This is a genomic window from Ensifer adhaerens (genome assembly GCF_020035535.1).
In the GTDB taxonomy this organism is placed as follows: Bacteria; Pseudomonadota; Alphaproteobacteria; order Rhizobiales; family Rhizobiaceae; genus Ensifer.
The window spans coordinates 3,556,565-3,580,218 of the sequence record NZ_CP083349.1; the positions used below are offsets into that span (position 1 = coordinate 3,556,565).

Here is a 23,654-nt window from a genome sequence, read left to right on the forward strand (position 1 = left end):
CGCTCTCACGTTAAACATGATCGCGCCCGTTAATCCGGCGTACTTGCTCGTTTAGGTCTCAATGTCTACATGTCTGTCAATAACGAATTGGAGACCGGCATGCTTGCTGTCATCGGCACCTTGAACTTCATCATCAACATCGCGTGGTTTCTGGTCATCGCGTCGGCCATCTTTTCCTGGCTCTATGCGTTCAACGTCATCAACGTGAACAACCAGGCGATCAACATGATCGGCCGCTCGCTCTACCAGCTGACGGAGCCGCTCTATCGCCCGATCCGTCGCGTGCTGCCCGACATGGGCGGCGTGGATCTGTCGCCGCTGGTCGTGCTGGTGATCCTCTATTTCATCCAGCTCTTCCTGAATACGACGATCGCACAGGCGCTGCTTGGCTGACGATGGCCAAGCCGGCCTTCACCGCGCATGGCGACCACGTTCGCCTGACGGTGCGCCTGACGCCGAACGGCGGCCGCGACGCCATTGATGGCCTGGAAGCGGCTGCCGACGGAGAAGAACATCTGAAAGTGCGCGTCAGCGCGGTTCCGGAGAAGGGCAAGGCCAACCAGGCGCTGGTTGCCTTTCTCGCGAAGAAGCTCGGGCTTGCCAAGAGCAAGCTCTCCCTCATCTCAGGCGATACCCAGCGTAAAAAAATCCTCCGGATCGAGGGCGACCCGGAGGATTTGATGAGGCGTCTTGCCGAGCTGATCGGCAGGTAAAGCTTACTTGGCGCCCTTGGCGCGCTCGACGGCTTCCTTGATCAGCTGACGGGCGACGGATGCGTCCTTCCAGCCGAAGATCTTTACCCACTTGCCGGGTTCCAGATCCTTGTAGTGCTCGAAGAAGTGCTCGATCTGCTTGAGCGTGATTTCCGGCAGGTCGGTGTATTCATGCACCTTGTCGTAGCGCTGGGTCAGGTGACCCGACGGAACGGCGATGATCTTTTCATCCTTGCCGGAGTTGTCTTCCATCATCATCACGCCGATCGGGCGGACGTTGATGACGCAACCCGGAACCAGCGGACGGGTGTTGCAGATCAGAACGTCGATCGGGTCGCCGTCGTCCGAGAGCGTGTGCGGGACGAAGCCGTAGTTGCCCGGATAGGTCATCGGCGTGTAGAGGAAGCGGTCGACAACCAGCGTGCCGGCTTCCTTGTCCATCTCGTACTTGATCGGATGGCCGCCGACGGGAACCTCAACGATGACGTTGACATCTTCTGGTGGATTCTTTCCGATGGAAATCGCGTCGATGCGCATGGACTACTCCAGGGTCAGTTGGGAAGTTTGCCCGTCGGATAAAGGGAAACATGCCGCGATGCAACATAACTTTCGTCCGTAGTGCAGATTCAAGCGGTCGTTTCGCGCCGTCGAAACGACCTCCACAGGCCCCAGTTCTCGTTCTATGGAGTTCACGATGATCGGAAAGGTTGCAGGCCTGGCGCTGCTTTTGCTGTCTGCGGGGCCCGTCTTGGCCAATGAGAGCGTCTACACCGACATCGGCCGCGACAAGTGCAAGACGATCGCGGAAGAGGAAGGGATATATGCCCTGATGACCTGTGCCGGTCACGCGGACTATCCTGTTCGCTTCAAGGAAGCCGACATTCGCCAGAGCGTCTCGTTCGGTCACCTGAACCAACGCTACAGCGACGACGCGTTCGAGAGCTTCATTCCGTTCAACCACGCCGGCACGACCGTGGAGTGGCGGGTCGCAAAGGATGGCAAGGCCGTCGCGACGATCCTGCGCTGGTTCATCGAGAACACCGACGCGTCGGGCGCTTCGGTCCCGGAACTTCAGGGGCAGGTCCTTGTCGTCTCCAAGGTCGCGCAGAAGGATGACGGCAAGGGCTGCGTCGCCGGCTATGTCGACGCGCTAGCCAACCCCGATCCGAACACGCTTGCCCGCAAGGTCGCCGACGAGGTGGCGCCGACCTTCCGCTGCGGCGTCGACAATCCTGCCTACCATGGCACGCGCGGTGACAAGGCAGCCGAGCCCAACAATGAGCTGCCGGAATAGGCCTGCGATTTCAATGATGTTGCCGCAAAGGGGCGGCGATCAGTTCCAGGCGAATCCGACCTTCTTCAGGTGCTTGTCGCCGAAGTCTTCCATGCCTTCGGCGATATCGCTGCCGCCGGCACCCTGGAAAAACTGGTAGGCGTGCTCGCTGTCTTCGAGGCACCAGACGACGAGTCCGCGGCAGCCGAGCGAACGCAGCAGGCTCTTGGCTTCACCGAAGAGGACGCGCCCGAGACCGATGCCCTGATACTCGGGCCGGAGATAAATCTCGTAAATCTCGCCCTCCTGCGGCAGGGCCTTGGCGCGGCTGAGACCGAGCGTTGCGTAGCCTGCAATGGTTCCGGCCACATCGACCACGAGCAGCGTCGCAGGACCGCGGGTCGCCTTGCGCCACCACGTCTCGTCACGACGATTGACCATCTGCACAAGGGGACGATGGGGGATGAGACCGCCATAGGCCTGCAGCCACGAAACGCGGTGCACATCGGCAATTGCCGACGCTTCCTGCGGCTCTCCGGGCCGAATCTCTATCGAAACAGTCTTCATGACTCGCGACTCTAAACGCACACAGGACGAACAGGAATCCCGCCCGGTTGCCGGCCAGCGTTAACCCACAGGCAACTTTAGCGGCACCCTGTGGAAGGTTAACGCCTTTTTAACTTTATCCGCAAGTCGCCCATCCGTGGCACACACAGCAAAAAACCCCGGAGCGATCCGGGGTTTTTTTAGGCTTGGTAATTTCAGGATGCTCAGGCCGCGCCGGCGGTGCGGGCCTTTTCGAAGCGCTTGCGCTCGTTCGGGTCGAGGTGCAGCTTGCGCAGACGGATCGACTTCGGCGTGACTTCGACCAGCTCGTCGTCCTGGATCCAGGACAGCGCCCGCTCAAGCGTCATACGGATCGGCGGCGTCAGCTTGACGGCTTCGTCCTTGCCCGATGCGCGCATGTTGGTGAGCTTCTTGCCCTTCAACACGTTGACTTCGAGGTCGTTGTCGCGCGTGTGGATGCCGATGATCATACCGGCGTAAACCTTCTCGCCGGCGTCGATGATCATCGGGCCGCGGTCTTCCAGGTTGAACATGGCATAGGCGACGGATTCGCCGGCATCGTTGGAGAGCAGCACGCCGTTGACGCGGCCGCCGATCTCGCCCTTGTACGGCTGGTAGGCGTGGAACAGACGGTTCATGACCGCAGTGCCGCGCGTATCCGTCAACAGTTCCGACTGGTAGCCGATCAGGCCGCGGGTCGGAGCGAAGAACACCAGGCGGACGCGATTGCCGCCGGACGGACGCAGCTCGACCATTTCGGCCTTACGCTCGGACATCTTCTGAACGACGACGCCGGAATGCTCCTCGTCGACGTCGATGACCACTTCTTCGATCGGCTCGAGCAGCTGACCGTTGTCATCCTTGTGCATGACCACGCGCGGACGCGACACGGCAAGTTCGAAGCCTTCGCGGCGCATGGTTTCGATCAGAACGGCAAGCTGCAGTTCGCCGCGGCCGGACACGAAGAACGAATCCTTCTCGGAGGATTCTTCGATCTTGAGCGCGACGTTGCCTTCGGCTTCCTTGAACAGACGGTCGCGGATGACGCGACTCGTGACCTTGTCGCCTTCGGTGCCGGCAAGCGGGCTGTCGTTGACGATGAAGGACATGGTGACGGTGGGCGGATCGATCGGCTGCGCGGTCAGCGCTTCGGCGACCGACGGATCGCAGAAGGTGTCGGCGACGGTGCCCTTGGTGAGGCCGGCGATCGCAACGATGTCACCTGCCTGCGCTTCTTCGATCGGCTGACGCTCGATGCCGCGGAAGGCGAGGATCTTCGAGATACGGCCGGTTTCGAGCAGCTTGCCGTCCTGGCCGAGGACCTTGACGGCCTGGTTCGGCTTGACCGAGCCCGAGTGAACGCGACCGGTGATGATGCGGCCGAGGAAGGGGTTGGCTTCAAGGATCGTGCCGATCATGCGGAACGGGCCTTCGGCAACCGTCGGCTCCGGCACGTGCTTGAGCACGAGGTCGAGAAGCGGTGCCATGCCCTGGTCCTTCGGACCTTCAGGCGCAACGTTCATCCAGCCATCGCGGCCCGAACCGTAGAGGATTGGGAAGTCGAGCTGCTCGTCGGAGGCATCGAGGTTGGCGAAGAGGTCGAAAACTTCGTTGATGACTTCCTCGTGGCGGCCATCGGGACGGTCGATCTTGTTGATCGCGACGATCGGCTTCAGGCCGACCTTCAGCGCCTTGCCGACAACGAACTTCGTCTGCGGCATCGGGCCTTCGGAAGCGTCGACGAGAACGATAGCACCGTCCACCATCGACAGGATGCGCTCGACTTCGCCACCGAAGTCGGCGTGGCCGGGGGTGTCGACGATGTTGATGCGCGTTCCCTTCCATTCGACCGACGTCGCCTTGGCAAGAATGGTGATGCCGCGTTCTTTTTCGATGTCGTTGGAGTCCATGACGCGTTCGGCAACGCGCTGGTTTTCGCGGAACGAGCCCGACTGCTTCAGGAGCTCGTCAACAAGGGTCGTTTTCCCATGGTCAACGTGCGCGATAATCGCGATGTTACGAATGCTCATTTTTCGTCTCGGAGGTTCAGGGCAAGCCCCGATGGGCCACGCCGCTTTTTCAATGGTCGCGCTCATACAGGTTTTTTTGCGATTGCGAAAGGGGGCGCGCGCATGAGCGTCGCGGTCAAATGCCGGTAGGCCATGGGTTTGCACCCGCCAGGGGTCTGGAAATCAGGGTTTGGAAAGCTGCCGGCCGTTACCAGATTCGTCATGCAATCGCAGCCGGATCGAGCGTCACGCGCCAGAGTTCCTGGTCCTGCCGGTCCATCAGACGCACGGTCATCTGCTGCGTCTGGCCGTTGATATCGACGATGCCGAAGAACTGCAGGCCGGCCGATGGCGGCAGGTTGCTGTCGATGCCACCACCCGACGCCTTGATGAAGCGAACCTCTGGCCCGAAGGTCATGTCGAGCTCCTTCGGCCCATAGGTACCGGAGTGAAGCGGCCCCGACACAAACTCCCAGAAAGGCGTGAAATCCTTGAACGCGGCACGCGCGGGATCGTAGCGGTGCGCGGCAGTATAATGCACGTCCGCCGTCAGCCAGACGAGATTGTCGATGGCATTGTCGCGGATGAAGCGGAGGAGATCTGCAAACTCGAGTTCACGCCCCGCAGGCGCGCCATTGTCGCCGTTGGCGATCGCATCCGAACCGCGCCTGTTGGCGTAATCGTCCCAGACGACAAGTCCGATCGGCATGTCGCAGGCGATCACCTTCCAGACCGCGCGCGAGGCTGCAAGTTCCCGCTTCAACCAATCCGCCTGCCGCCACCCGAACAGCACGCCGCCGTCCTCGCCCTGGTTGGCACCGCGATAGGAGCGCAGGTCGACGAAGAATACATCGAGCAGCGGGCCGTAGCCGACCTTGCGGAAGATGCGACCGGGCTGTGTCGCCGGCGTGCGGATCGGCGTCATTTCATGAAAAGCCCGGGCGGCCCGCTCCGCGTAGACGGCAACGTCCTTTTCCGGGTATCGCGCGTCGTCGCGAAGATCGGTCGAAGCCGACCAGTTGTTCAGAACCTCATGATCGTCCCACTGGTAGAAGGTGGGGCAGACGGCATTCAGCTGCCGGACATGATCGTCGAGCAGATTGTATTTCCATTGCCCGCGATATTCTTCCAGCGTGCGCGCCACGTCGCGCTTCTCGTGGGTCACCACCCGGTTCTTCCAGATGCCACCGTCACGCAATGCAATTTCGTCAGGGATCGGGTTGTCGGCATAGATCGTATCGCCGGAATGAATGAAGAAGTCCGGCTCGTGCAGCCGCATCGTCGAATAGGTCTTCATGCCGACGTCGTCGATGCCCCAGCCCTGGCCGGCGGTGTCGCCGGACCAGACGAAACGGACCGAGCGCTTGCGCAAAGGGGCCGTGCGAAACCGGCCGACCACCGGCTCGGAGACGCGGTTGACATCATAGAGATCGGTGGCGGTAAAGCGGTAGAAGATGTCCTGATCCGGTAGCAGCCCATCGAGCGAGCACTTGATCGCACAATCGGTCTGCGGCGTCGCCGTCAGATCGGTAAGACGAAAAGGATTGGAGAAGCTCTCCGTGGTCGAATACTCGACCGATACCTTCGACGGCCGATCCACCCGCGTCCAGATCATCCCGGAAGAGGTATCGACATCGCCCGATTGTACGCCGTGAACGAATTCCGGCCGGCCGTAACCGCGCGCATAGAAGGGGGTAGCAAGGCCCGATGAGGCCACAAACCCCGCAGCACCGGCGGAAAAGAGGAAAGAACGCCTTGAAAGCGTCTTGAGGGTATCGGCCAAACAGACCTCCGATTCGGCAGCGCGACCGCGCGTGCCGGACCTTTGGTCATCCCGATGTCAGCGACGTAACAGGGGCATGAAACTATTTGAACGGTTTGGCGACAGTTCGGTGAAGGTTGAGCCTCCGATCGCCAAGGTGGCAATCACCGCCAATGTTGCTATCAAAAGTGCGCATGCCCTCCCGAAGCCCGGCAAGGAGATGGCCGCTGCCCGACCGACAACAGACGAGACAGGTCATTATCGTGCCCCATCCAACCACCATTTCCGCCCGCGACCGCCTCGAACAGATCCTGAGCCGGCTCAACGATCGCCGGAGCGAGGAAAAGACGTTCACGCGCCTTTACGTCGAAAGCGCCCGCCGCGAGGCAGACGCATCCGACCGCCGCCGGCAGACGGGCGCAGGCCTTGGCCCGCTCGACGGCAAGATCGTCTCGATCAAGGACCTCTTCGATGTCGCTGGCGAACCGACCCTGGCCGGTTCCATCATACGTCGCAATTCGCCACCAGCCCAAAAAGATGCACTCGTCGTCAAGCGGCTGCGCGCCGCGGGTGCAGTGATCATCGGCAAGACGCATATGACCGAGTTCGCCTTCACCGCGGTCGGCCTCAATCCGCACTATGCGGTGCCCGGCAATGCCACCGACAAACGCCTCGTTCCCGGCGGCTCGTCCTCGGGCGCCGGGGTATCGGCCGCCGAAGGCACCTGCGACATTGCCATCGGCTCCGACACCGGCGGCTCCATCCGCATCCCTGCGGCCCTGAACGGCATCGTCGGCTTCAAGCCGACGGCCAGCCGCGTTCCGCTCGATGGTTCGTTTCCGCTGTCACCCATCCTCGATTCGCTAGGGCCGCTGGCCAAAACCGTTGCCGATTGCGTGACGGCTGACGCTGTCATGGCCGGTGAGCAGCCAAAGCCGCTCGTCGCCCGCCCGATCGCTGGCCTTCGCATCGGCATTCCCCGGGGCACGCTGTTTGAAGACCTCTCCGCCGAAATCGCCGCGGCCTTCTCGGAAAGCCTCGATCGGCTGGCCGAGGCGGGCGCCGAAATCGTCGACTGCACGATCGACGACCTGATCGACCGGCTCGCCGAAGCGACCCGGATCGGTTCGATCGCCGGCCTTGAAGCAAGCCGCATCCATGCCGGTTGGCTCAACGACGATGCAGCCCCCGTCGATGACAGGGTCAAGCTCCCGCTCCGCCGCCGTCTCACCGTTCCGGATGCAGCAATCTCGGCCCTGCTGCAAACGCAGCGTGCACTCGCCGCCGCCATGGACGAGCGTCTTTCGCCCTACGACCTCATCGCGCTGCCGACAACGCCGATCGCCGCCGTGCCGATCGCGAGCGTCGAAACGGACGTGGCGGAATACAACCGTGTGGAGGGTCTGCTGCTGCGCAACTGCCAGGTCGCCAACCAGTTCGATCTCAATGCCATCACCCTGCCGATGCGCGGACTGGTGCGGCCGGCCGGACTAATGTTGATGGGGCGGAATGGAACCGATGCGGCCATTCTGTCCGCCTCTCTCTCTGCGGAGGCGCTGCTTCGCGAAAATTGAGCGGCAGTCGATCGCGATGCAATGCCGGCCTGTGATAAGGCCGGCTTGATCGCGGTTATGGTGAGGGCGAGGCGCCCTGAAGCGCCTGGCGTTGGCGCTTCAGGGCCCGAAGGATCAGCCAGACGGGCATGCCAATGACCGCCAAAACACGACCCAGTGCCAGATAGAAAATGTCATATCAGCGCCTCACCCTTGCGCTGGCGACACGCGGCCCGAACTCTCTCGAAAATTCGACCCGTCGCCGATTGGAATTCGGCAAGGACAGGACGTCAACCAGCCGATTCGCAACCGATGGCGGATTGCCCCTGGGGAATACCTGGCTGCGGGGATTCCCCGTCAGTGCATCGTTTCGCCGGAAATCTCGTCGCTCAAGATGCGGAACGCATCTTCAAGCGCGGCGACCAGAACGTCGGTCAGTTCGTCGCCGTCGTTGTTCGCGAGATAGAGGGCAACCATCGAATCGGATGGGTCGCGGTAATGCTCGATATCGTTAGACATATCATTGTCCTTCATTCGCCGTGTCACATCCCGGCCGTTGAGGTGACGATAGGCGAAGGGACTTGCGTAAAGCTGGATGCATGTCCGGCCAAGGGCACTCGGCACGCAACATTGCGTTATTCTCCATGCGTTCCCTAACGGGATCGATCTGCAATGGATAGAGGATAGTGACCTATTTCGCTCGCGTGGGGCGCGGGAGCACGCTAGAGCATGTCGCGCAATGCACAGCAGCATGATGCGGGCGACTGCGCAAAAAAGCGAAGGCAGCCCACCTCCTCGTCTTCACGCGGTTGAGAAGACGGGGCGTTTGGTGCTTTCTCTGACGCGGCCTGGACGAACGACACGGGAATGAGCATGTCGAAGAAAACCAAGCACGACGAAACCGGTGACGTGCAACGCCTGAAGCTCGATTTCCCTGATCTCCACGCGGATCTGCTGGCCGGCCGCATCCCGTCGCTGCGCAAGGCGCTTATCGCGGCAGGGCTCAAGGACGAGCGCACTCGCCTCGACAAACTCAAGAATTCCTGGACCAAGGCAAGCCCGACCGAACGTGAGACTTTCCTGAAGTGGCTGAGCAGCAATGGCGCCATCGAAATGGCCAGCCATGAAGTCGATCCGCCACCGGCGTCGCACCCAGCCGCACCGATTGCCAGCGGACGTTACCTCCTTCCCGAAACGATCGCCGATATCCGCGCCATCATGAACCGCCGCCGGATGCGGGCGAACGACATCATGGCGGAAATGGGCTTTGCGGGAGACGACATGTCCCTCACCCGCGCTTTGTCGAAAGGCGCAAGCCTGCGGCTGTCGGTCATCGCCGCGCTGGAAACCTGGCTCCGCAACGACGCCGCGGATTGAGCCCGCTCGACGATTTTCGCACCTCCGAAGGGATCCTTCGATGCCGCCTGCGATCCGCTGCGCAAGTGCAGCAGGCGGCCGTCGCGTTCAATGTAAGAAAATTGCAACCTAAAACTGAGCCGATCCTTGAAAGCACAAAAGCGGTGCTTTATGTAATTGAACATGGCTCAGAGCAACCATACGTCGATCTTGTGCTACGATCTCGCGCCGGACGAGGAGGCCAGACACGCGCTGGAGGAAACCTTCGTTGCCTACGCCAACATGCTGGCAATGCTCGAAGAACTCGCCGGTGAAAAGGCGGGCGCCAATCTCGTAACGTTGCACGAGCTTGCCTACGAAACAGTCCGGGAGCGAACCGGGCTTCCGGCGCGGATGGTCACGCTGGGGTTACGGGACTTCGCGGCGAACCGGGGACAGCCGGGCAGCACCGATAGGCTGCCGCTGGACGACAAGCTTTTTGCAATCAAGGGACCGTCGGATCTGACCGTCGCCACCGTGCGCGGTCGCGTCGCGATCCCATACGATGTCGCCGGCTATTCGTCCGGCACCTTGAATATCTTCGCCGCCCAACTCCTTGCACAAAACGGCGGCTATCAGATCCACATCGGCGTCACCACGCATTCCGATCGAACGGAGAAGAAAATGATGACGAATGAAGGCATCCTATCTCGCATGGGCCGCTTGATTGCCGGTCTCGCCAATGCCGCCGTCGACAAGGCGGAAGGCAGCAACAAGATCGTGATCGTCGAACAGGCGCTCCGCGAGATCGACGCGGCCGCAGAAGAGGCCCGGGTCGATATCGGCCAGGCCCGCGCCGAGGAGTATCGCATCCTCAGCCGCCGCGATGAAATCGGCGCCGATCTCGATAAACTGGACGAAAAAATCCGGACTGCGATCTCCGCTGCCCGGGAGGACCTCGCCAAGGCCGGCGTCGCACGCCAGATCGATCTGGAATCGCAACTCGCTGCCCTGGACAAGGCGCTCGCCGGCGCCCGCACCGATCTCGAAGAGGGCCAGCAGGCCCTGCAAGCGGTGCTTGCCACCCGCCGCGAGGCCGAAGCGCGGCTTGCCGATCTCAAGCGCAGCATCGCCCAGTTCCCCGAGAGCAAGGTTTCGGGCCTGACAAAGACCAGCGCCGTGGACGGAGCGGCCCGTGCCGCCGCCGCTGTCTCCCGCGCCACCGGCGTACCGGGCGGAGAACACGGCAACAGCGCCGAACTGGATGAGCTCGACCGCCTGCATCGCGACAGGGCAATCGAAGCAAGGCTGGCCGCGCTCAAGGCAAGGCAGCACTAACGCCCATGCTGTTCTTCCTCGCCCCGGAATCCCTGCCATTCGCGATTGCGGCGGTGATGCTGGCCGCGTTTACCGGCATCGAGCTCCTCTGCCTGCTGCTCGGCTTCTCGCTGGGCGAGGCGATCGACAAGGCCTGGCTGGACGACTACAACGCGCTGGGCGGACTGATGTCCTGGTTCAATGTCGGCGGCGTGCCCCTGCTTGTCCTCTTGATGCTCTTCCTCGGCCTCTTCGCCATGACCGGTTTTGTCATTCAGGCGGTGGCAGGAGCCCTGTGGGCGCCGCTGCCGGCGCTTGCCGCGGCCTTGCCGGCGCTCGCCTTCTCGCTCCCCGCGGTTCGCGTGTCGAGCCGGTGGGTCGCGAAGATCGTCCCGCGTGACGAAAGCTATGTCGTCGACCTCGGCGATTTCGTCGGCCGCAGTGGCGAAGTCACCGTCGGTCCGCTGGACCAGGGCCTGCCGGGACGCATCCGCCTCAAGGATCGCCACGGCAACTGGCATGTGCTGCGGGCAAGGGCCGCCCGCGACGAGCAACCGATCGCCATCGGCGCACAGGTGCTGATCGTTGATCGCGCATCAGACATTTTTATTGCGATATCCGCGCCGTCGGACCTGCTGACGCCGCCAAACTCTTAATCCTTCCTCATCGGAGCAACCATGTTTTACGACCTATTGGTGCCGGCCGGCATCGGCATTGTCCTGATCCTCGGCATCGGTTTTGTACTTGCATCGCTCTATACCCGCTCCAGCCGCGACGAGGCCTATGTGCGCACCGGCCTTGGCGGCCAGAAGGTGGTCCTCGACGGCGGCTCCATCGTGCTGCCGATCTTCCACTCGATCGCCCGCGTCAACCTGAAGACGCTGCGCCTAGAAGTCCGCCGCGGCGAAGGTGATGCGCTGATCACCAAGGACCGCATGCGCGTCGATATCGGTGCGGAATTCTATGTCCGCGTGAAGCCCGACGCTTCCTCGATCGCGCTTGCGGCCCAGACCCTTGGCGACCGCACCAACGACGCCGAACAGCTCCGCGTGCTGATCGAGGCGAAGTTCGTCGACGGCCTGCGCTCGGTTGCCGCCACCATGAGCCTCGATGCGCTGCAGGAGCAGCGCATGGATTTCGTCAAGGCTGTGCAGGAAGCGGTCGGCGCCGACCTGCAGTCGAACGGCCTGGAGCTGGAATCGGTCTCGCTGACCCGCCTCGACCAGACGGATATCAAGCATTTCAACGCCAACAACTTCTTCGACGCCCACGGCCTTGCAGCACTGACCCGCATCACCGAGGGCCGCAAGAAGGAGCGCAACGAGATCGTGCGCGACACGGAAGTCGCCATCGCCCAGAAGGATCTGGAAGCCCGTCAGCAGTCGCTGGCGATCGAGCGCACCAAGCGCGAGGCGGAACTGAACCAGGAGCGCGACATCGCCAACAAGTCGGCCGCCACCCGCGCCGAAACCGCGCAGCAGGAGCAGGCCGCCAAGCGCGCGGAAGAAGAAGCCCGCATCGCCACCGAACAGGCGATTGCCGAACGCGAGGCCGCCGCCAAGCAGGTCCGTGAAAGCGCCAACATCGACGCGACGCGATCTGTCCAGCAGCGCGACACGGAAGCCAAGCGCGACCTGCAGATCGTCTCTCAGGAAAGCGCGATTGCCGTCGCCAACAAGAGCCGCGAGGAATCGGAAGCCAAGGCCAAGGCCGAAAACGCCCGTGCACTTGCCATTGCCGCGGAAGAAAAGGTCGAGACCGCAAAGGCGGTGGAAATTGCCGAACGCGAACGCCAGATCGCCGTCATCGATGCCCGCAAGAACGCCGAAACCGAAGCCACGGCCGTGACCGTCGGCGCGGAAGCCGAAAAGCAGGCGGCCCTCGACCAGGCGGACGCGATCAAGACGCTCGCCACCGCCGAGGCCGAAGCCGCCATCATCAAGGCCAAGGGCGTGCTCGAAACCGGCAAGGCGGCGGCCGAAAGCGAAGCCCTGCTCAACGACGCCCGCAACAAGCTGAGTTCGGCCATCATCGAGTTCGAGATCCTGCGCGAACGCATCCGTATCATTCCGGAAGCACTGGCCGAAGCGGTCAAGCCGATCGAGAAGATCTCGGATATCCGCATCTTCGATACCGGTGGCATGCTCGGCCGCGGTGCGGGCGGTGAAGGTGCCAAGAACGGCATCGGCCTCGGCGACGGCCTTGCGGGCCAGCTTCTCGCCTACCAGGCCAACAAACCGGTCCTCGACCAGCTATTGAAGGAAGCCGGCTTCAACGGCGAAAACGCCATCACCTCTCTGCTCGGCGACCTGCAGTCCCCGGCACCTGTGGAGAAGGCACCGAAGAAGTAAGCAAGACTGACGGGATCCCCGGCTCCTCAAGGAGCCGGGGATCCGACAACGATCACAGTCACCGGACCAAGCTGTCCAGGGGTGACGGCAGGCATCCACCGGCGCTGCCGCTGTGCCCGGGAAACCGACCCCACGAGCCGAGACTGTCCGCCCGCCTCACTCCCCTTTCACAACAGGCATGGGTTTGGCAACAGAACATGGGTCGGTCAAAATGCGGGCACGCTGAAGCGAGTGTTTCATGCGTCGAGCGTTGCCGTTTCTGCAAGTTGCCGAGAACTGGGCAAATACATCCACAAGTGCTAATGTTTTCGCGCCGAGGGTTCCAGACGAACCGGTCTCGCAGACGATAATCAGTTAAACGCGAATTGCTTGCAGCCAATTGCCGCGCCGTCGGGCGACCGCTTCACGAGCGTGTCGTTGTCCGACGACATCAACGTGGAGGAATAGCCAATGGCCAGCAATCTTGTTTCCTACATCGCGCAGATGCTTACCCCCGACATGATCGCCCGTATCGCTTCGGCGCTCGGGCTCGATAGCAGCAAGGTGCAAGGCGCCGTCAGTGCCGCCATTCCCGCGGTGCTGGCGGGACTGACAGGCCTTGCGGCGCAACCAGGCGGCGCGCAAAGGATCGCCGACACCGCCAGCCAAAACGGCGGATCGCTCGACAATCTCCTAGGGATACTCTCCAGCGGCGATCAGACAACGCTTGCCCAGAGCGGGTCGCAGATCATTTCGTCACTCTTCGGTGCCAAGGATGGCGGTGCGCTTGCGAGCGCCATCGGCGGGGTCTCCGGCATGGACCAGCGGGCGAGCGGTTCGCTGCTGGCAACGCTTGCTCCCCTCGTTTTGGGTGGCCTTGCCCGGCAGAGCGGCGGGGACCTCAGCGCCAATGGGATCGCCGGACTGCTCGCCAGCCAGAAGGACAACATCGCCGCCGCACTGCCCCCCGGTGCAAGAGAGCTGCTTGGCGGAACGGGCCTGCTTGGCGCTCTCGGCGCTTCGGCGCAGACGGCCGCGAACTCGGCAAGCCAGGCCGCCGCTAGTGCCGCGACAGCGGCTTCGTCCGTCGGTGGAGCCGGCCAACGCGCAGCCGCGGCCCCGGCGCCGTCCGGGTCGCGCAGCTGGCTCTATTGGGTCATTGCCGTGCTCGCGCTTGCAGCCGTGCTCTTCTATCTGTTCGGCAGGCCGAGCGGAGAGGTCGCGCCACAGGCCGGCACGGCGGGGCCGAGCCTGACGGTCGGCGGGGTCGACATCGGCCAGCAGGTCAAGGACAGCATGACCAGCCTGCAGACAACACTAACCGGCATTACCGACGCCGCCTCGGCCACGGCCGCCCTGCCGAAGCTTGAGGAGGTCGCAAGTGGACTGGACAAGGTCAGCGGCGCTGCCGGACAAATGTCGGCCGAGCAGAAAGCAGCCCTTTCAGCACTGGTCGGGCCGATGATGTCGCAACTCAACGGACTGTTCGACAAGGTGCTCGCCATCCCCGGCGTTTCGGACATCCTGAAACCCGCGATCGACGTATTGAAATCCAAGCTCGCCGCCTTGTCCGCTTGATCGACGGCGGCTGCGAGAAGCCAGCCTGCTGCAGGTTTCCTTAAATCGTAGCCGATTGAAGGACAAAAACATGCAGCACTTCAAAGTGCTACAGCGACCCTTGCGCGTCTCATAAGACGCGCTGCGCTGTAGGAGCCGCCGCCCTGCCGCGCACCGCGTGAACCGGCGGCGATGGGCATGAACGACAACGAAGGAGGATCAACCATGGCTGACAAATCGACATTCACCCCGGACGAATGGACGCTGCTCCTGGAGAGCGTGATGATGGCCGGCATTGCCGTGACGGCGGCCGAGCCGAGCGGCCTGTGGGGCATGATGAAGGAAGGCATCGCCAACAGCAGCGCGCTTCTGCAGGCAAAGACGGATGCGGCGGCAAGTCCGCTCGTTAAGGCGCTGGTCGCCGACTTCGAAACGTCGGAGGGGCGGACGGCTGCCCGTGACGGGCTGCAGACAAAACTGAAGGGCGCCAAGCCAGAGGACATCAAGGCTAAATGCATAGAGACCCTGATGCAGGCCCGAACAACCGTTGAGGCCAAGGCGCCGGGCGATGCCAGCGCCTTCGCGGCCTGGCTTTATCAGATCAGCCAGAAGGTGGCGGAAGCCGCCAAGGAGGGTGGCTTCCTGGGCTTCGGAGGGGTTGCTGTCAGCGATGCGGAGAAGGCTACCTTGTCGGAAATTTCCGCGGCATTGAAGGTCGCCTAGCGCAGCTGCGTTTCTCACGGAAACACGAACGTGCCGTCAGCCCGGCTGCGGACGCGCTTGCCCGTTGGCAAGGGTGGCGATGGATATCGTTCGCTAAAGAGCAATCGATGTCGGCAACGCCGTGACATCGTCGATGGCACACGACACACGATCGCGGATATCTGTGCGGGTTATCGGGCGCGCCGGTTGACCGCCGCGAATGAGAACAATCGATCGTGCCCGCACCCGACACAACGGGAACGTTTCAAGCCGTTGCGTCAAGGGCACTGTTCCGCTTCGCGCCCGTGCCGCGATCAGATACCGCAAATCCCTGAACTGACGACGATTTCGCCGATAGGGGCATTGTCCTCTGTCGAATAGACGCCGCGTACATTGAGACCAAAATCCATCAATTTCTTGAATTGATCTGTCTGGCACCACATGCCCTTCATATACGCCTTCCAGCCATCATCCGGAGGCGCGCTTGCAACTGTGTAGAAATAGGTAAAGGTGCCCGTCCTTGTAGTCCGCGCCCGTCAGTGTGGTCGCTTCATCGACCTTTGCAGGTCCCTTTATGGCCCTGGCCGCTTCCAGCATCGACTTGTCGAATTGCAGGCGCCATTCGTCGCACAGGGCTGGATTGACGTTCAACTCGGCAAGCTGTTGCCCCTCTTGCGAAAGGTACTTCCCTTCAACCGTCGCACCGACATCCGTCATGAACGTGATGTCCGGGGATTTGCACCACCGGCTCATCATGACGTGCCGCCAGTTGGTGGAAAAGACGGCGTCCTTGTACGAAATCTCGTAGACGTAGCGGAAGGTTTCCTTGTCGACTTCGATCGCCTTCAGCGTCGTGATCCCATCGACGTTCGCCGGGACGGCCGTGGCGTCCGCCGTCTCCTGCAGGAATGCCTCCAGGCCGAAGCTCTGTATCTCATAGAGAGCCAGCTTTTTCTGCAGCAACGCATCATTCTGCGCAGCCTCGCTTGCCAGGTCGACCTGTCTTTCGACCGACAAGCTCAAGCCTCTGCCAGCCACCATCATGGCGAGGCCGAGGACGACCAGGACGATGCTTTTTGCGGTCTGCAGGGTGCCGAACGTCCGCTTCTCCTGTGGAGGCGCGGACAGCAGAATGAGGTTGGCAAGCGGGATGAAGCCCAGGAACCACCTGTTCCGTGTGCCAAAGGCATCCCTGGAGCGCGCTGCCGCGTTTGTTAAAAGTCAGGCCGACTGCGGCCGAGACGAACAGGACGACCCACGACAACGCGAGTGTACCAAACTCTCCCATTTTCAAGATTTGATAAGCCCAAGCGTCCACGAACATTGCCTCCCCCGCAGATTGCGGGATGCACTACCATGACGCGAAACAGAAAGGGAACGGGCAATCAACTGAAAATGTTGCACGGGCAACATCCACAACCAATGCCGGAGGAAAGGCAGGACCACCCCTCAACGCCCGAAGGTGAAACAGTTATCGAGGCTGCTGGTGAATTGTTCGCTGGAGGCGGAAGCCGAGTTGACGGGGATGCACACCGAAAGACGAACCGTGGATTCGTCCGTGAGCCGCCCCCGACCGGGCTGCTTTGCATGTCATATCATGCGGGGTAGTTTATGGCGGAGAGGGTGGGATTCGAACCCACGGTACGGTTGCCCGTACGCCGCATTTCGAGTGCGGTGCTTTCGACCACTCAGCCACCTCTCCGCTTTGCTGGTCGGCGCTTGTCTAGCGCGGTCGGGTTCATAGCGGCAGATTCGGGTGCTGGCAAGTGCCTGTTTGAAGAATATGTAACGGCCCCGTTGCTTTCGCCTTGACACGCCTGTGCAAATCCTTGTAATCCGCGCAATGAAGTGGTGTGGCCTAGCTTCACCGCATCGGGTGTGATTTGCGCCCTTTCACCGGTGGATATCCGAAAAGGAGATCCACTCAACTGTCGACTGAGAAAAAGACGGCCTTGTCTTCGGGCAGAGAGCCGGATCGAACATGAAAGGATAAAAAATGTTCGCAGTCATCAAGACCGGCGGTAAGCAGTACCGCGTGGCCGCCAACGACGTCCTCACCATCGAAAAGCTGGAAGGCGTTGCAGGCGACAAGATCGAATTCACCGAGATCCTGATGGTCGGCGTTGGCGCCGATGCAACCATCGGTGCTCCGTTTGTCGAAGGCGCCGTTGTCAGCGCTGAAGTTGTTGAGCAGGGTCGCGCCAAGAAGGTCATCGCCTTCAAGAAGCGTCGCCGCCAGAACTCCAAGCGCTCGCGCGGTCACCGCCAGCACCAGACGACCGTCCGCATCCTGGACATCGCTGCTGCCGGTGGCAAGGCAAAGAAGGCTTCGAAGAAGTCTGAAGCTGCCGCCGAAGCCGCTGCAAACTGAGTTCCTGGATCTAAGGTTTAAAGGAGAACACCAATGGCACACAAAAAAGCTGGCGGTTCGTCGCGTAACGGTCGCGATTCTGAGTCCAAGCGCCTTGGCGTGAAGAAGTTCGGCGGCGAGCAGGTCATCGCCGGCAACATTATTCTGCGCCAGCGCGGCACCAAGTGGCATCCGGGCGCCAATGTCGGCCTCGGTAAGGACCACACGATTTTTGCACTTACGGCCGGCAACGTGAACTTCCGTACGAAGGCCAATGGCCGCGTGTACGTGTCTGTAATGCCGAAAGCCGAAGCAGCGGAATAAGCCGGTAGCGCTCTAAAACAGCCGGCGTCTCATCGACCCGGCTGACGCACCTGATGGTTCCAAGCCAGACTTCAAAGGGGAGATGGGGCAATACCCAACTCCCCTTTTTCGTTTCTGGAGGAAACCATGCAAACCGAGTTGTTGAGGGAAGACCAATCCCGGTCTCCCGAGCAGAGGCTGAGGCCCCAACGGTCAAGGACCGATTGCCCGATATTGTTGTCACCCCGGCTCGTTTTGCGCGCCCCCCATGAAGACGATATCGACGCCCTTGCCCATCTTGCCAACAATGCCAATGTCGCGACCATGGTCTCGCGCATGCCGCACCCGTATACGACGGCTGACGCCGCCGACTTCGTGCGACGCGCGAAAGCCGGCACGATTGGCAAGTGCGTCTACGCGATTACCAAGGCGGACAATGGCGCATTTCTCGGTTGTTGCGGTATCGAGCCGCATCCCGATGGCAAGACGGCGGAGCTCGGCTATTGGCTGGGCGAGCCTTATTGGAACCAGGGCTATGCCACCGAGGCCGCCCAGGTCCTGACCGACATGGCCTTCCGCACTCGCGACATCGACCAGATCGATGCGCGCTGCCGGGTCATGAATCTTGCATCCCGCCGGGTCATCCAGAAGTGCGGCTTCCAGTTTCAAGGAAGCGGCATGGTCGGCAGCCTGGCGCTCGGCGGCTCGATCGCCGTCGAGTGGTACCGGCTCGACCGCAAGACCTGGGTTTCCTTGAGAAGCTGGGGAGGCATGCGATGAACGCGCTCGTTTCCGAACGCCAGCGGGTCGTCGCCCGCCCCGGTCCGGGCCCCTGCCCGGTCATCGAGACCAAGCGCCTCGTCCTGCGCCCGCACCGGCGCAATGACGCCGAGGCGATCGCCCAGTCGCTCGGCGATTTCCAGGTCGCGCGCATGCTTGCGCGTGTGCCCGCGCCCTACGATCAGCAGGACGCGCTCGACTGGCTGACGGCGCGGACCTCGGGGCTGACGCCCGACTGGACGTTCGCCGTCACCACCGGCGACGACGTGCATATCGGCTGCGTCGGCATTGAGCTCCGGCACGGCCAGTGGCATGTCGGCTACTGGCTGAACCGCTTCTACTGGGGCAAGGGCTTTGCTTCCGAGGCGGCCTATGCGGCAATTGAGCGCTTCTTCCGTCGGATGCCGGAAACGACGCTGCATTCGGGCGTCTTTGCCGACAACCCGGGCTCGCTGAAGGTGCAGGAAAAGATCGGGTTCCTGATCACCGGCTGCACCCAGGTCTATGCGCTCGCCCGCAACGCCATGGTCGCGCATATCGAAACGCGGCTGACCGCCGCCGATCTGCACCGACCGCACTAAGAAAATCCCCCGCAAAGCACGTCTTTGCGGGGGATTTTTTCAGGAGAGCGTGAAGCCGACGGGCAGGTGGTCGGAGCCCTTGGCGTCGTAATCGGTCCAGGCATCAGTCAGGCGTGACGCGAGGCCGGCGCTGAGGAAGCAATAGTCGAGATGCATGCGTCTTTCGAGGTTTTCGGGATGAATCCAGCTATAGCTTTCCGGTGTGAGACGACCGAGATGGGCAAGCGCATCCACCGGATTCTCGATCCGCAGCGAACGGCCGTAGTAGGCATCGCGCGAGCCGACCATGGCGTTATATTCGGACGTTTCCGGTTCCATATTGAAATCGCCCATGACGACGAAATCCTCGGGATGCGGCGGTTCGGCAAGACCGAAGTCCGCCGCACCGGTGATCGCGCCGCCTTCGAGCGGATAGCCGAGCAGCCGATCCTTCAGGTAGCGGATCTGGGCTATGCGTTCGGCGGGGAGCACGTGATCGAGATGCACGGAATAGACCCGGAGCGGACCGCCGGGGGTTACGATCAGCGCTTCGGTCGCGCCGCGCTGCAGGTTCATCGGGCTGATCGTACGGGTACGCGGCAGGGGGATGAGCCGCGTCGAAAGGATCGGCCAGCGCGACAGGATCATGTTGCCGAACTGGAAACGTCGGCTAACGGCGCGGCCATCTTCGATCGCCGAGCCCACATCGATGTCGCAGGGTGCGTGAAAGGCAGTGAAATGGCCGGGAAACAACTTGCCGAAGCGGGCGACCAGATCGACATGATCGTTGCGATGGAAGCCGCGCGTCACTTCCTGCAGCGCGATGATGTCGGCGTTGCCGATCGAGGCCGCGATCCTTTCGAGGTCGAAGCGGCCATCGAGACCGACGCCGTATTGGATGTTGTAGCTGACGAACCGCACGATATTCTTTGACCTCCGAATAAACCGCCTATATCGATGGCGGCAAAATACAGCGCCGCGCGTCCTTCAGGACTCGCAAAGGTCGCTGTGACACTTTCTAAGACCGCCCACCTTCACCGAACAGATGGCAGACCAATGAAATTTCTCGACGAAACGAAAGTCTATATCCGCTCCGGCGACGGCGGCGCAGGCGCCGTATCGTTCCGGCGCGAGAAGTTCATCGAGTTCGGTGGCCCGGACGGCGGAGACGGTGGTCGCGGCGGCGACGTCTGGGTGGAAGCGGTCAACGGCCTCAACACCCTGATCGACTTTCGCTACCAGCAGCATTTCAAGGCGAAGACCGGCCAGCACGGCATGGGCCGAAACCGTACCGGCGCCGGCGGCGGCGACGTGACACTGAAGGTGCCGGTCGGCACCCAGATCTTCGAGGAAGACAACGAGACGCTGATCGTCGACATGGTGGCCGAAGGTCAGCGTTACCGTCTGGCCGCCGGCGGCAACGGCGGCTTCGGCAACACGCATTTCAAGTCTTCCACCAATCAGGCGCCGAACTGGGCTAACCCGGGCCTCGAGGGCGAAGAGAAAACGCTGTGGCTGCGGCTGAAGCTGATCGCCGACGCCGGCCTCGTCGGCCTGCCGAATGCCGGCAAGTCGACGTTCCTTGCCGCCTGCACCCGCGCACGGCCGAAGATTGCCAACTACCCCTTCACGACGCTGCATCCCAATCTCGGCGTCGCCACCATCGACGGCAACGAGTTCATCATCGCCGACATTCCCGGTCTGATCGAAGGCGCGCATGAAGGCGTCGGCATCGGCGACCGCTTCCTCGGCCATGTCGAGCGCACCCGCGTGCTGCTCCATCTCGTCTCGGCCCAGGAAGAAGACGTTGCCAAGGCCTATAAGACGGTGAAATACGAGCTCGAAGCCTATGGCGGCGGGCTCGAGGACAAGCCGCAGATCGTGGCGCTGTCGCAGATCGACGTGCTCGACGAGGACGAGTTGAAGGTGAAGGCCAAGGCATTGGCCAAGGCCTGCGGCGAACAACCCCTGCTGCTCTCCGCCGCCGTCGGCAAGGGCATGACCGAGGCGCTGCGGGCGCTGCGCAGCGTTATCGTCGCCGCAAAGGCAGGCGAAGCGAACGCCGGTGAGGAGAACGTCTGAGATGACCAAGACCCGCAAGCCGCTTTTGAAGTATCGCCGGGTCGTCATCAAGATTGGGTCGGCATTGCTGGTCGACCGTGCCACCGGCCTGAAGAAGGCCTGGCTCGACGCCATGTGCACCGATATCGCCGGCCTCAAGGCCAAGGGTGTCGAAGTGCTGGTCGTCTCCTCGGGCGCGATCGCACTCGGCCGTACCGTACTCAGCGTGCCCGCAGGCGCGCTGAAGCTGGAGGAGAGCCAGGCCGCTGCCGCCGTCGGCCAGATCGCGCTGGCGCGCGCCTGGTCGGAAAGCCTCTCCACCGATGCCATCGTTGCCGGCCAGGTGCTGCTGACGCTCGGCGATACCGAGGAGCGCCGCCGCTACCTCAACGCCCGCGCCACCATCAACCAGTTGCTGAAGCTCGGCGCCGTGCCGATCATCAACGAGAACGACACGGTGGCGACCACGGAAATCCGATATGGCGACAACGATCGCCTCGCTGCCCGCGTTGCCACCATGGTCGGCGCCGATCTCCTGGTGCTGCTCTCCGATATCGACGGGCTCTATGCCGCCCCGCCGCATCTCGACCCGAACGCGCGCTTCCTCGAAACGATCGCCGAGATCACGCCTGAAATCGAGGCCATGGCCGGCGGTGCGGCGTCCGAGCTGTCGCGCGGCGGCATGCGCACCAAGATCGATGCCGGAAAGATCGCAACGACGGCCGGCTGCGCGATGATCATCGCTTCGGGCAAGCCCGACCATCCGCTGGCGGCAATAGAAGAAGGCGCACGCTCCTCCTGGTTCGCCCCGTCGGGCTCGCCGGTCACGGCTCGCAAGACCTGGATCGCAGGCCAATTGCTGCCAGCCGGAACGCTCAACGTCGACGCCGGCGCCGAAGAGGCGCTGCGCTCCGGCAAGAGCCTGTTGCCCGCCGGTGTGCGTGACGTCACCGGCAGCTTCAGCCGCGGTGATACCATCGCCATTCTCGGCACGTCCGGCCGCGAAATCGCCCGTGGTCTCGCCGGCTACGACGCCGACGAGGCGCGACAGATCGCCGGCAAGAAATCGGCCGAGATAGCCGCGATCCTCGGCTATGCCGGCCGCGCCGCCATGGTGCACCGTGACGATATGGTGATGACCGGAAAACGTGCTGAGATAGAGGGCAGCCGGAAGGATGAGGTCCATGCTTGACGAGGTGAAGAACAAGGACGACGTCGAAAGCGTCATGCTGGAGATTGGCCGCAGGGCCAAGGCCGCCAGCCGACCGCTTGCCGTTGCCAGGGCCGAACGCAAGCACGCCGCCCTGATCGCCATGGCCGACGCGATCGTCGCGCGTAGCCAAGAGATCCTGTCCGCCAATGCCATCGACCTTGAAAACGCCCGCGAAAGCGGCGTCGCCGCATCCTTCATCGATCGCCTGACACTCTCCGAAGGCCGCATTCGAGACATGGCGAACGGCATCCGCGCGATAGCCGAGTTCAAGGATCCGGTCGGTGAGATCATTGCCGAATGGGATCGGCCGAATGGCCTTCATATCGAGCGCGTGCGCACGCCGCTCGGCGTCATCGGCGTCATCTATGAGAGCCGTCCCAACGTGACTGCCGACGCCGGCGCGCTCTGCCTCAAGGCCGGCAATGCCGTGATCCTGCGCGGCGGCTCCGACAGCTTCCACTCCTCGGGCGCAATCCACGCCTGCCTGGTCGAAGGGCTGAAGGCGGCCGGCCTGCCCGAACATGCCATCCAGATGGTGCCGGTCGCAGATCGCGCCGCCGTCGGCGCCATGTTGTCGGGTCTTCGCGGCGCCATCGACGTCATCGTGCCACGCGGCGGCAAGAGTCTGGTCGCCCGCGTCCAGAACGAGGCGCGCGTGCCGGTCTTCGCTCATCTCGAAGGTCTCTGCCACATCTATGTCGACGCCTCGGCCAATCTTGCGATGGCAGAGAAGATCGTCGTCAACGCCAAGATGCGCCGCACCGGTATCTGCGGCGCGGCCGAAACGCTGTTGATCGACCGCAATGACGGCGACCGCCTGGCCAAGCCGCTGCTCAAGGCCCTGCTCACGGCTGGTTGCGAAGTGCGCGTGTCCAACGAACTCGCAGGCACCGTCGGCGGACTGAAAGCCGCCACCGACGAGGACTGGGCGACGGAATATCTCGACGCCATCATCTCGGTGAAGCTGGTCGACGGTATTTCCGGCGCGATCGAACACATCGCCACCTGGTCGTCGGCGCATACGGAAGCGGTCATCGCCGAGAATCCGGTCGTCGTCGAGCGCTTCTTTGCGGAAATCGATTCCGCGATCCTGTTGCACAATGCCTCGACGCAGTTTGCCGATGGCGGTGAATTCGGCATGGGCGGTGAGATCGGTATCGCGACGGGCAAGATGCATGCGCGCGGACCGGTCGGCGTCGAACAGCTGACATCCTTCAAATATCGGGTGCGCGGTGCTGGACAGGTCAGGCCCTGAGGTGACGGCGGGCA

At 62.4% G+C, this 23,654-nt stretch carries 24 protein-coding genes and 1 tRNA gene; 17 read left to right on the forward strand and 8 right to left on the reverse strand.

Annotation, left to right across the window (positions count from 1 at the left end; all coding sequences use genetic code 11):
- Positions 1-99 precede the first annotated feature (99 nt).
- Both LAC81_RS17365 and LAC81_RS17370 read left to right on the forward strand, forming a co-directional pair.
- Positions 100-393, forward strand: coding sequence for a YggT family protein (locus LAC81_RS17365; RefSeq protein ID WP_113535285.1), 294 nt, complete (start codon positions 100-102; stop codon positions 391-393).
- A gap of 2 nt (positions 394-395) precedes the next feature.
- A complete protein-coding gene (locus LAC81_RS17370) occupies positions 396-713 on the forward strand; it encodes a DUF167 domain-containing protein (protein WP_223725807.1) in 318 nt (105 codons plus the stop codon).
- Between the two features lie 3 nt (positions 714-716).
- Here LAC81_RS17370 and ppa read toward each other — a convergent pair whose 3' ends face one another.
- Positions 717-1,250, reverse strand: coding sequence for an inorganic diphosphatase (gene ppa / locus LAC81_RS17375; protein ID WP_223725808.1), 534 nt, complete (start codon positions 1,248-1,250; stop codon positions 717-719).
- Between the two features lie 157 nt (positions 1,251-1,407).
- Between ppa and LAC81_RS17380 the strand changes: the two genes are divergently transcribed.
- Positions 1,408-2,007, forward strand: coding sequence for a hypothetical protein (locus LAC81_RS17380; protein ID WP_223725809.1), 600 nt, complete (start codon positions 1,408-1,410; stop codon positions 2,005-2,007).
- A 39-nt stretch (positions 2,008-2,046) separates the two neighbouring features.
- Here the strand turns inward: LAC81_RS17380 and LAC81_RS17385 are convergent, their stop codons facing one another.
- From LAC81_RS17385 to LAC81_RS17395, 3 genes are all read right to left on the reverse strand, one after another.
- A complete protein-coding gene (locus tag LAC81_RS17385; protein ID WP_113535288.1) occupies positions 2,047-2,553 on the reverse strand; it encodes a GNAT family N-acetyltransferase in 507 nt (168 codons plus the stop codon).
- A gap of 203 nt (positions 2,554-2,756) precedes the next feature.
- Entirely contained in the window at positions 2,757-4,583 is a 1,827-nt protein-coding gene (gene typA, locus LAC81_RS17390) for a translational GTPase TypA (RefSeq protein WP_223725810.1), read from the reverse strand.
- 199 nt (positions 4,584-4,782) lie between these two features.
- Complete coding sequence (locus tag LAC81_RS17395; RefSeq protein WP_223725811.1) at positions 4,783-6,345, reverse strand: alkaline phosphatase D family protein; 1,563 nt, start codon at positions 6,343-6,345, stop codon at positions 4,783-4,785.
- 242 nt (positions 6,346-6,587) lie between these two features.
- On the opposite strand from LAC81_RS17395, the gene LAC81_RS17400 reads away from it, so the two are divergent.
- Positions 6,588-7,898 carry an amidase gene (locus LAC81_RS17400; protein ID WP_223725812.1) on the forward strand — a complete coding sequence of 437 codons (1,311 nt, stop codon included), beginning with the start codon at positions 6,588-6,590 and terminating at the stop codon, positions 7,896-7,898.
- A gap of 336 nt (positions 7,899-8,234) precedes the next feature.
- Here LAC81_RS17400 and LAC81_RS17405 read toward each other — a convergent pair whose 3' ends face one another.
- Positions 8,235-8,396 carry a hypothetical protein gene (locus LAC81_RS17405; protein ID WP_192450991.1) on the reverse strand — a complete coding sequence of 54 codons (162 nt, stop codon included), beginning with the start codon at positions 8,394-8,396 and terminating at the stop codon, positions 8,235-8,237.
- A gap of 354 nt (positions 8,397-8,750) precedes the next feature.
- Here LAC81_RS17405 and LAC81_RS17410 point away from each other — a divergent pair, with 354 nt between their 5' ends.
- The 6 genes from LAC81_RS17410 (at position 8,751) to LAC81_RS17435 (ending at position 15,139) form a co-directional block, all read left to right on the forward strand.
- Positions 8,751-9,254, forward strand: a complete 504-nt coding sequence (locus LAC81_RS17410; RefSeq protein ID WP_223725813.1) for a hypothetical protein — start codon at positions 8,751-8,753, stop codon at positions 9,252-9,254.
- 162 nt (positions 9,255-9,416) lie between these two features.
- A complete protein-coding gene (locus LAC81_RS17415; protein ID WP_223725814.1) occupies positions 9,417-10,550 on the forward strand; it encodes a PspA/IM30 family protein in 1,134 nt (377 codons plus the stop codon).
- Between the two features lie 5 nt (positions 10,551-10,555).
- On the forward strand, positions 10,556-11,185 hold the full coding sequence (locus LAC81_RS17420) for an OB-fold-containig protein (RefSeq protein WP_223725815.1): 630 nt from the start codon (positions 10,556-10,558) through the stop codon (positions 11,183-11,185).
- A 21-nt stretch (positions 11,186-11,206) separates the two neighbouring features.
- On the forward strand, positions 11,207-12,880 hold the full coding sequence (locus LAC81_RS17425) for a flotillin family protein (protein ID WP_223725816.1): 1,674 nt from the start codon (positions 11,207-11,209) through the stop codon (positions 12,878-12,880).
- A gap of 450 nt (positions 12,881-13,330) precedes the next feature.
- Positions 13,331-14,437 carry a DUF937 domain-containing protein gene (locus LAC81_RS17430; RefSeq protein ID WP_223725817.1) on the forward strand — a complete coding sequence of 369 codons (1,107 nt, stop codon included), beginning with the start codon at positions 13,331-13,333 and terminating at the stop codon, positions 14,435-14,437.
- Positions 14,438-14,641: 204 nt separating this feature from the next.
- Positions 14,642-15,139 carry a hypothetical protein gene (locus LAC81_RS17435; protein ID WP_223725818.1) on the forward strand — a complete coding sequence of 166 codons (498 nt, stop codon included), beginning with the start codon at positions 14,642-14,644 and terminating at the stop codon, positions 15,137-15,139.
- 447 nt (positions 15,140-15,586) lie between these two features.
- Here the strand turns inward: LAC81_RS17435 and LAC81_RS17440 are convergent, their stop codons facing one another.
- Complete coding sequence (locus LAC81_RS17440) at positions 15,587-16,135, reverse strand: hypothetical protein (protein ID WP_223725819.1); 549 nt, start codon at positions 16,133-16,135, stop codon at positions 15,587-15,589.
- Between the two features lie 595 nt (positions 16,136-16,730).
- Positions 16,731-16,820: transfer RNA gene (locus LAC81_RS17445), tRNA-Ser, on the reverse strand.
- 294 nt (positions 16,821-17,114) lie between these two features.
- On the opposite strand from LAC81_RS17445, the gene rplU reads away from it, so the two are divergent.
- The 4 genes from rplU to LAC81_RS17465 all read left to right on the forward strand — a co-directional run bounded on the left by rplU (position 17,115) and on the right by LAC81_RS17465 (position 19,132).
- Positions 17,115-17,489, forward strand: coding sequence for a 50S ribosomal protein L21 (gene rplU, locus LAC81_RS17450; protein WP_034802644.1), 375 nt, complete (start codon positions 17,115-17,117; stop codon positions 17,487-17,489).
- A 33-nt stretch (positions 17,490-17,522) separates the two neighbouring features.
- Positions 17,523-17,792: a 50S ribosomal protein L27 gene (gene rpmA, locus LAC81_RS17455; protein WP_043619976.1), complete on the forward strand. Its 270-nt coding sequence runs from the start codon at positions 17,523-17,525 to the stop codon at positions 17,790-17,792.
- A gap of 126 nt (positions 17,793-17,918) precedes the next feature.
- Positions 17,919-18,551 (forward strand): GNAT family N-acetyltransferase, encoded by a 633-nt coding sequence (locus LAC81_RS17460; protein WP_034802649.1) that lies wholly within the window; start codon positions 17,919-17,921, stop codon positions 18,549-18,551.
- Positions 18,548-19,132 carry a GNAT family N-acetyltransferase gene (locus LAC81_RS17465; RefSeq protein WP_223725820.1) on the forward strand — a complete coding sequence of 195 codons (585 nt, stop codon included), beginning with the start codon at positions 18,548-18,550 and terminating at the stop codon, positions 19,130-19,132. The genes LAC81_RS17460 and LAC81_RS17465 overlap by 4 nt, the downstream gene beginning before the upstream one ends.
- A 39-nt stretch (positions 19,133-19,171) precedes the next feature.
- On the opposite strand, the gene LAC81_RS17470 is transcribed toward LAC81_RS17465, so the two are convergent.
- The gene (locus tag LAC81_RS17470; RefSeq protein WP_223725821.1) at positions 19,172-20,032 is read right to left on the reverse strand and encodes an endonuclease/exonuclease/phosphatase family protein; all 861 of its coding nucleotides are present in this window, start codon (positions 20,030-20,032) and stop codon (positions 19,172-19,174) included.
- A 135-nt stretch (positions 20,033-20,167) separates the two neighbouring features.
- Between LAC81_RS17470 and obgE the strand changes: the two genes are divergently transcribed.
- Genes obgE through LAC81_RS17485 form a run of 3 tightly spaced genes read left to right on the forward strand, consistent with a single transcriptional unit; the run spans position 20,168 to position 23,640 of the window.
- Positions 20,168-21,193: a GTPase ObgE gene (gene obgE, locus LAC81_RS17475; protein ID WP_113535299.1), complete on the forward strand. Its 1,026-nt coding sequence runs from the start codon at positions 20,168-20,170 to the stop codon at positions 21,191-21,193.
- Between the two features lies 1 nt (position 21,194).
- Positions 21,195-22,364: a glutamate 5-kinase gene (gene proB / locus LAC81_RS17480; protein WP_223725822.1), complete on the forward strand. Its 1,170-nt coding sequence runs from the start codon at positions 21,195-21,197 to the stop codon at positions 22,362-22,364.
- Positions 22,357-23,640 carry a glutamate-5-semialdehyde dehydrogenase gene (locus tag LAC81_RS17485; RefSeq protein ID WP_223725823.1) on the forward strand — a complete coding sequence of 428 codons (1,284 nt, stop codon included), beginning with the start codon at positions 22,357-22,359 and terminating at the stop codon, positions 23,638-23,640. Before proB ends, LAC81_RS17485 begins: the two co-directional genes overlap by 8 nt.
- The last annotated feature ends 14 nt before the right edge of the window (positions 23,641-23,654 follow it).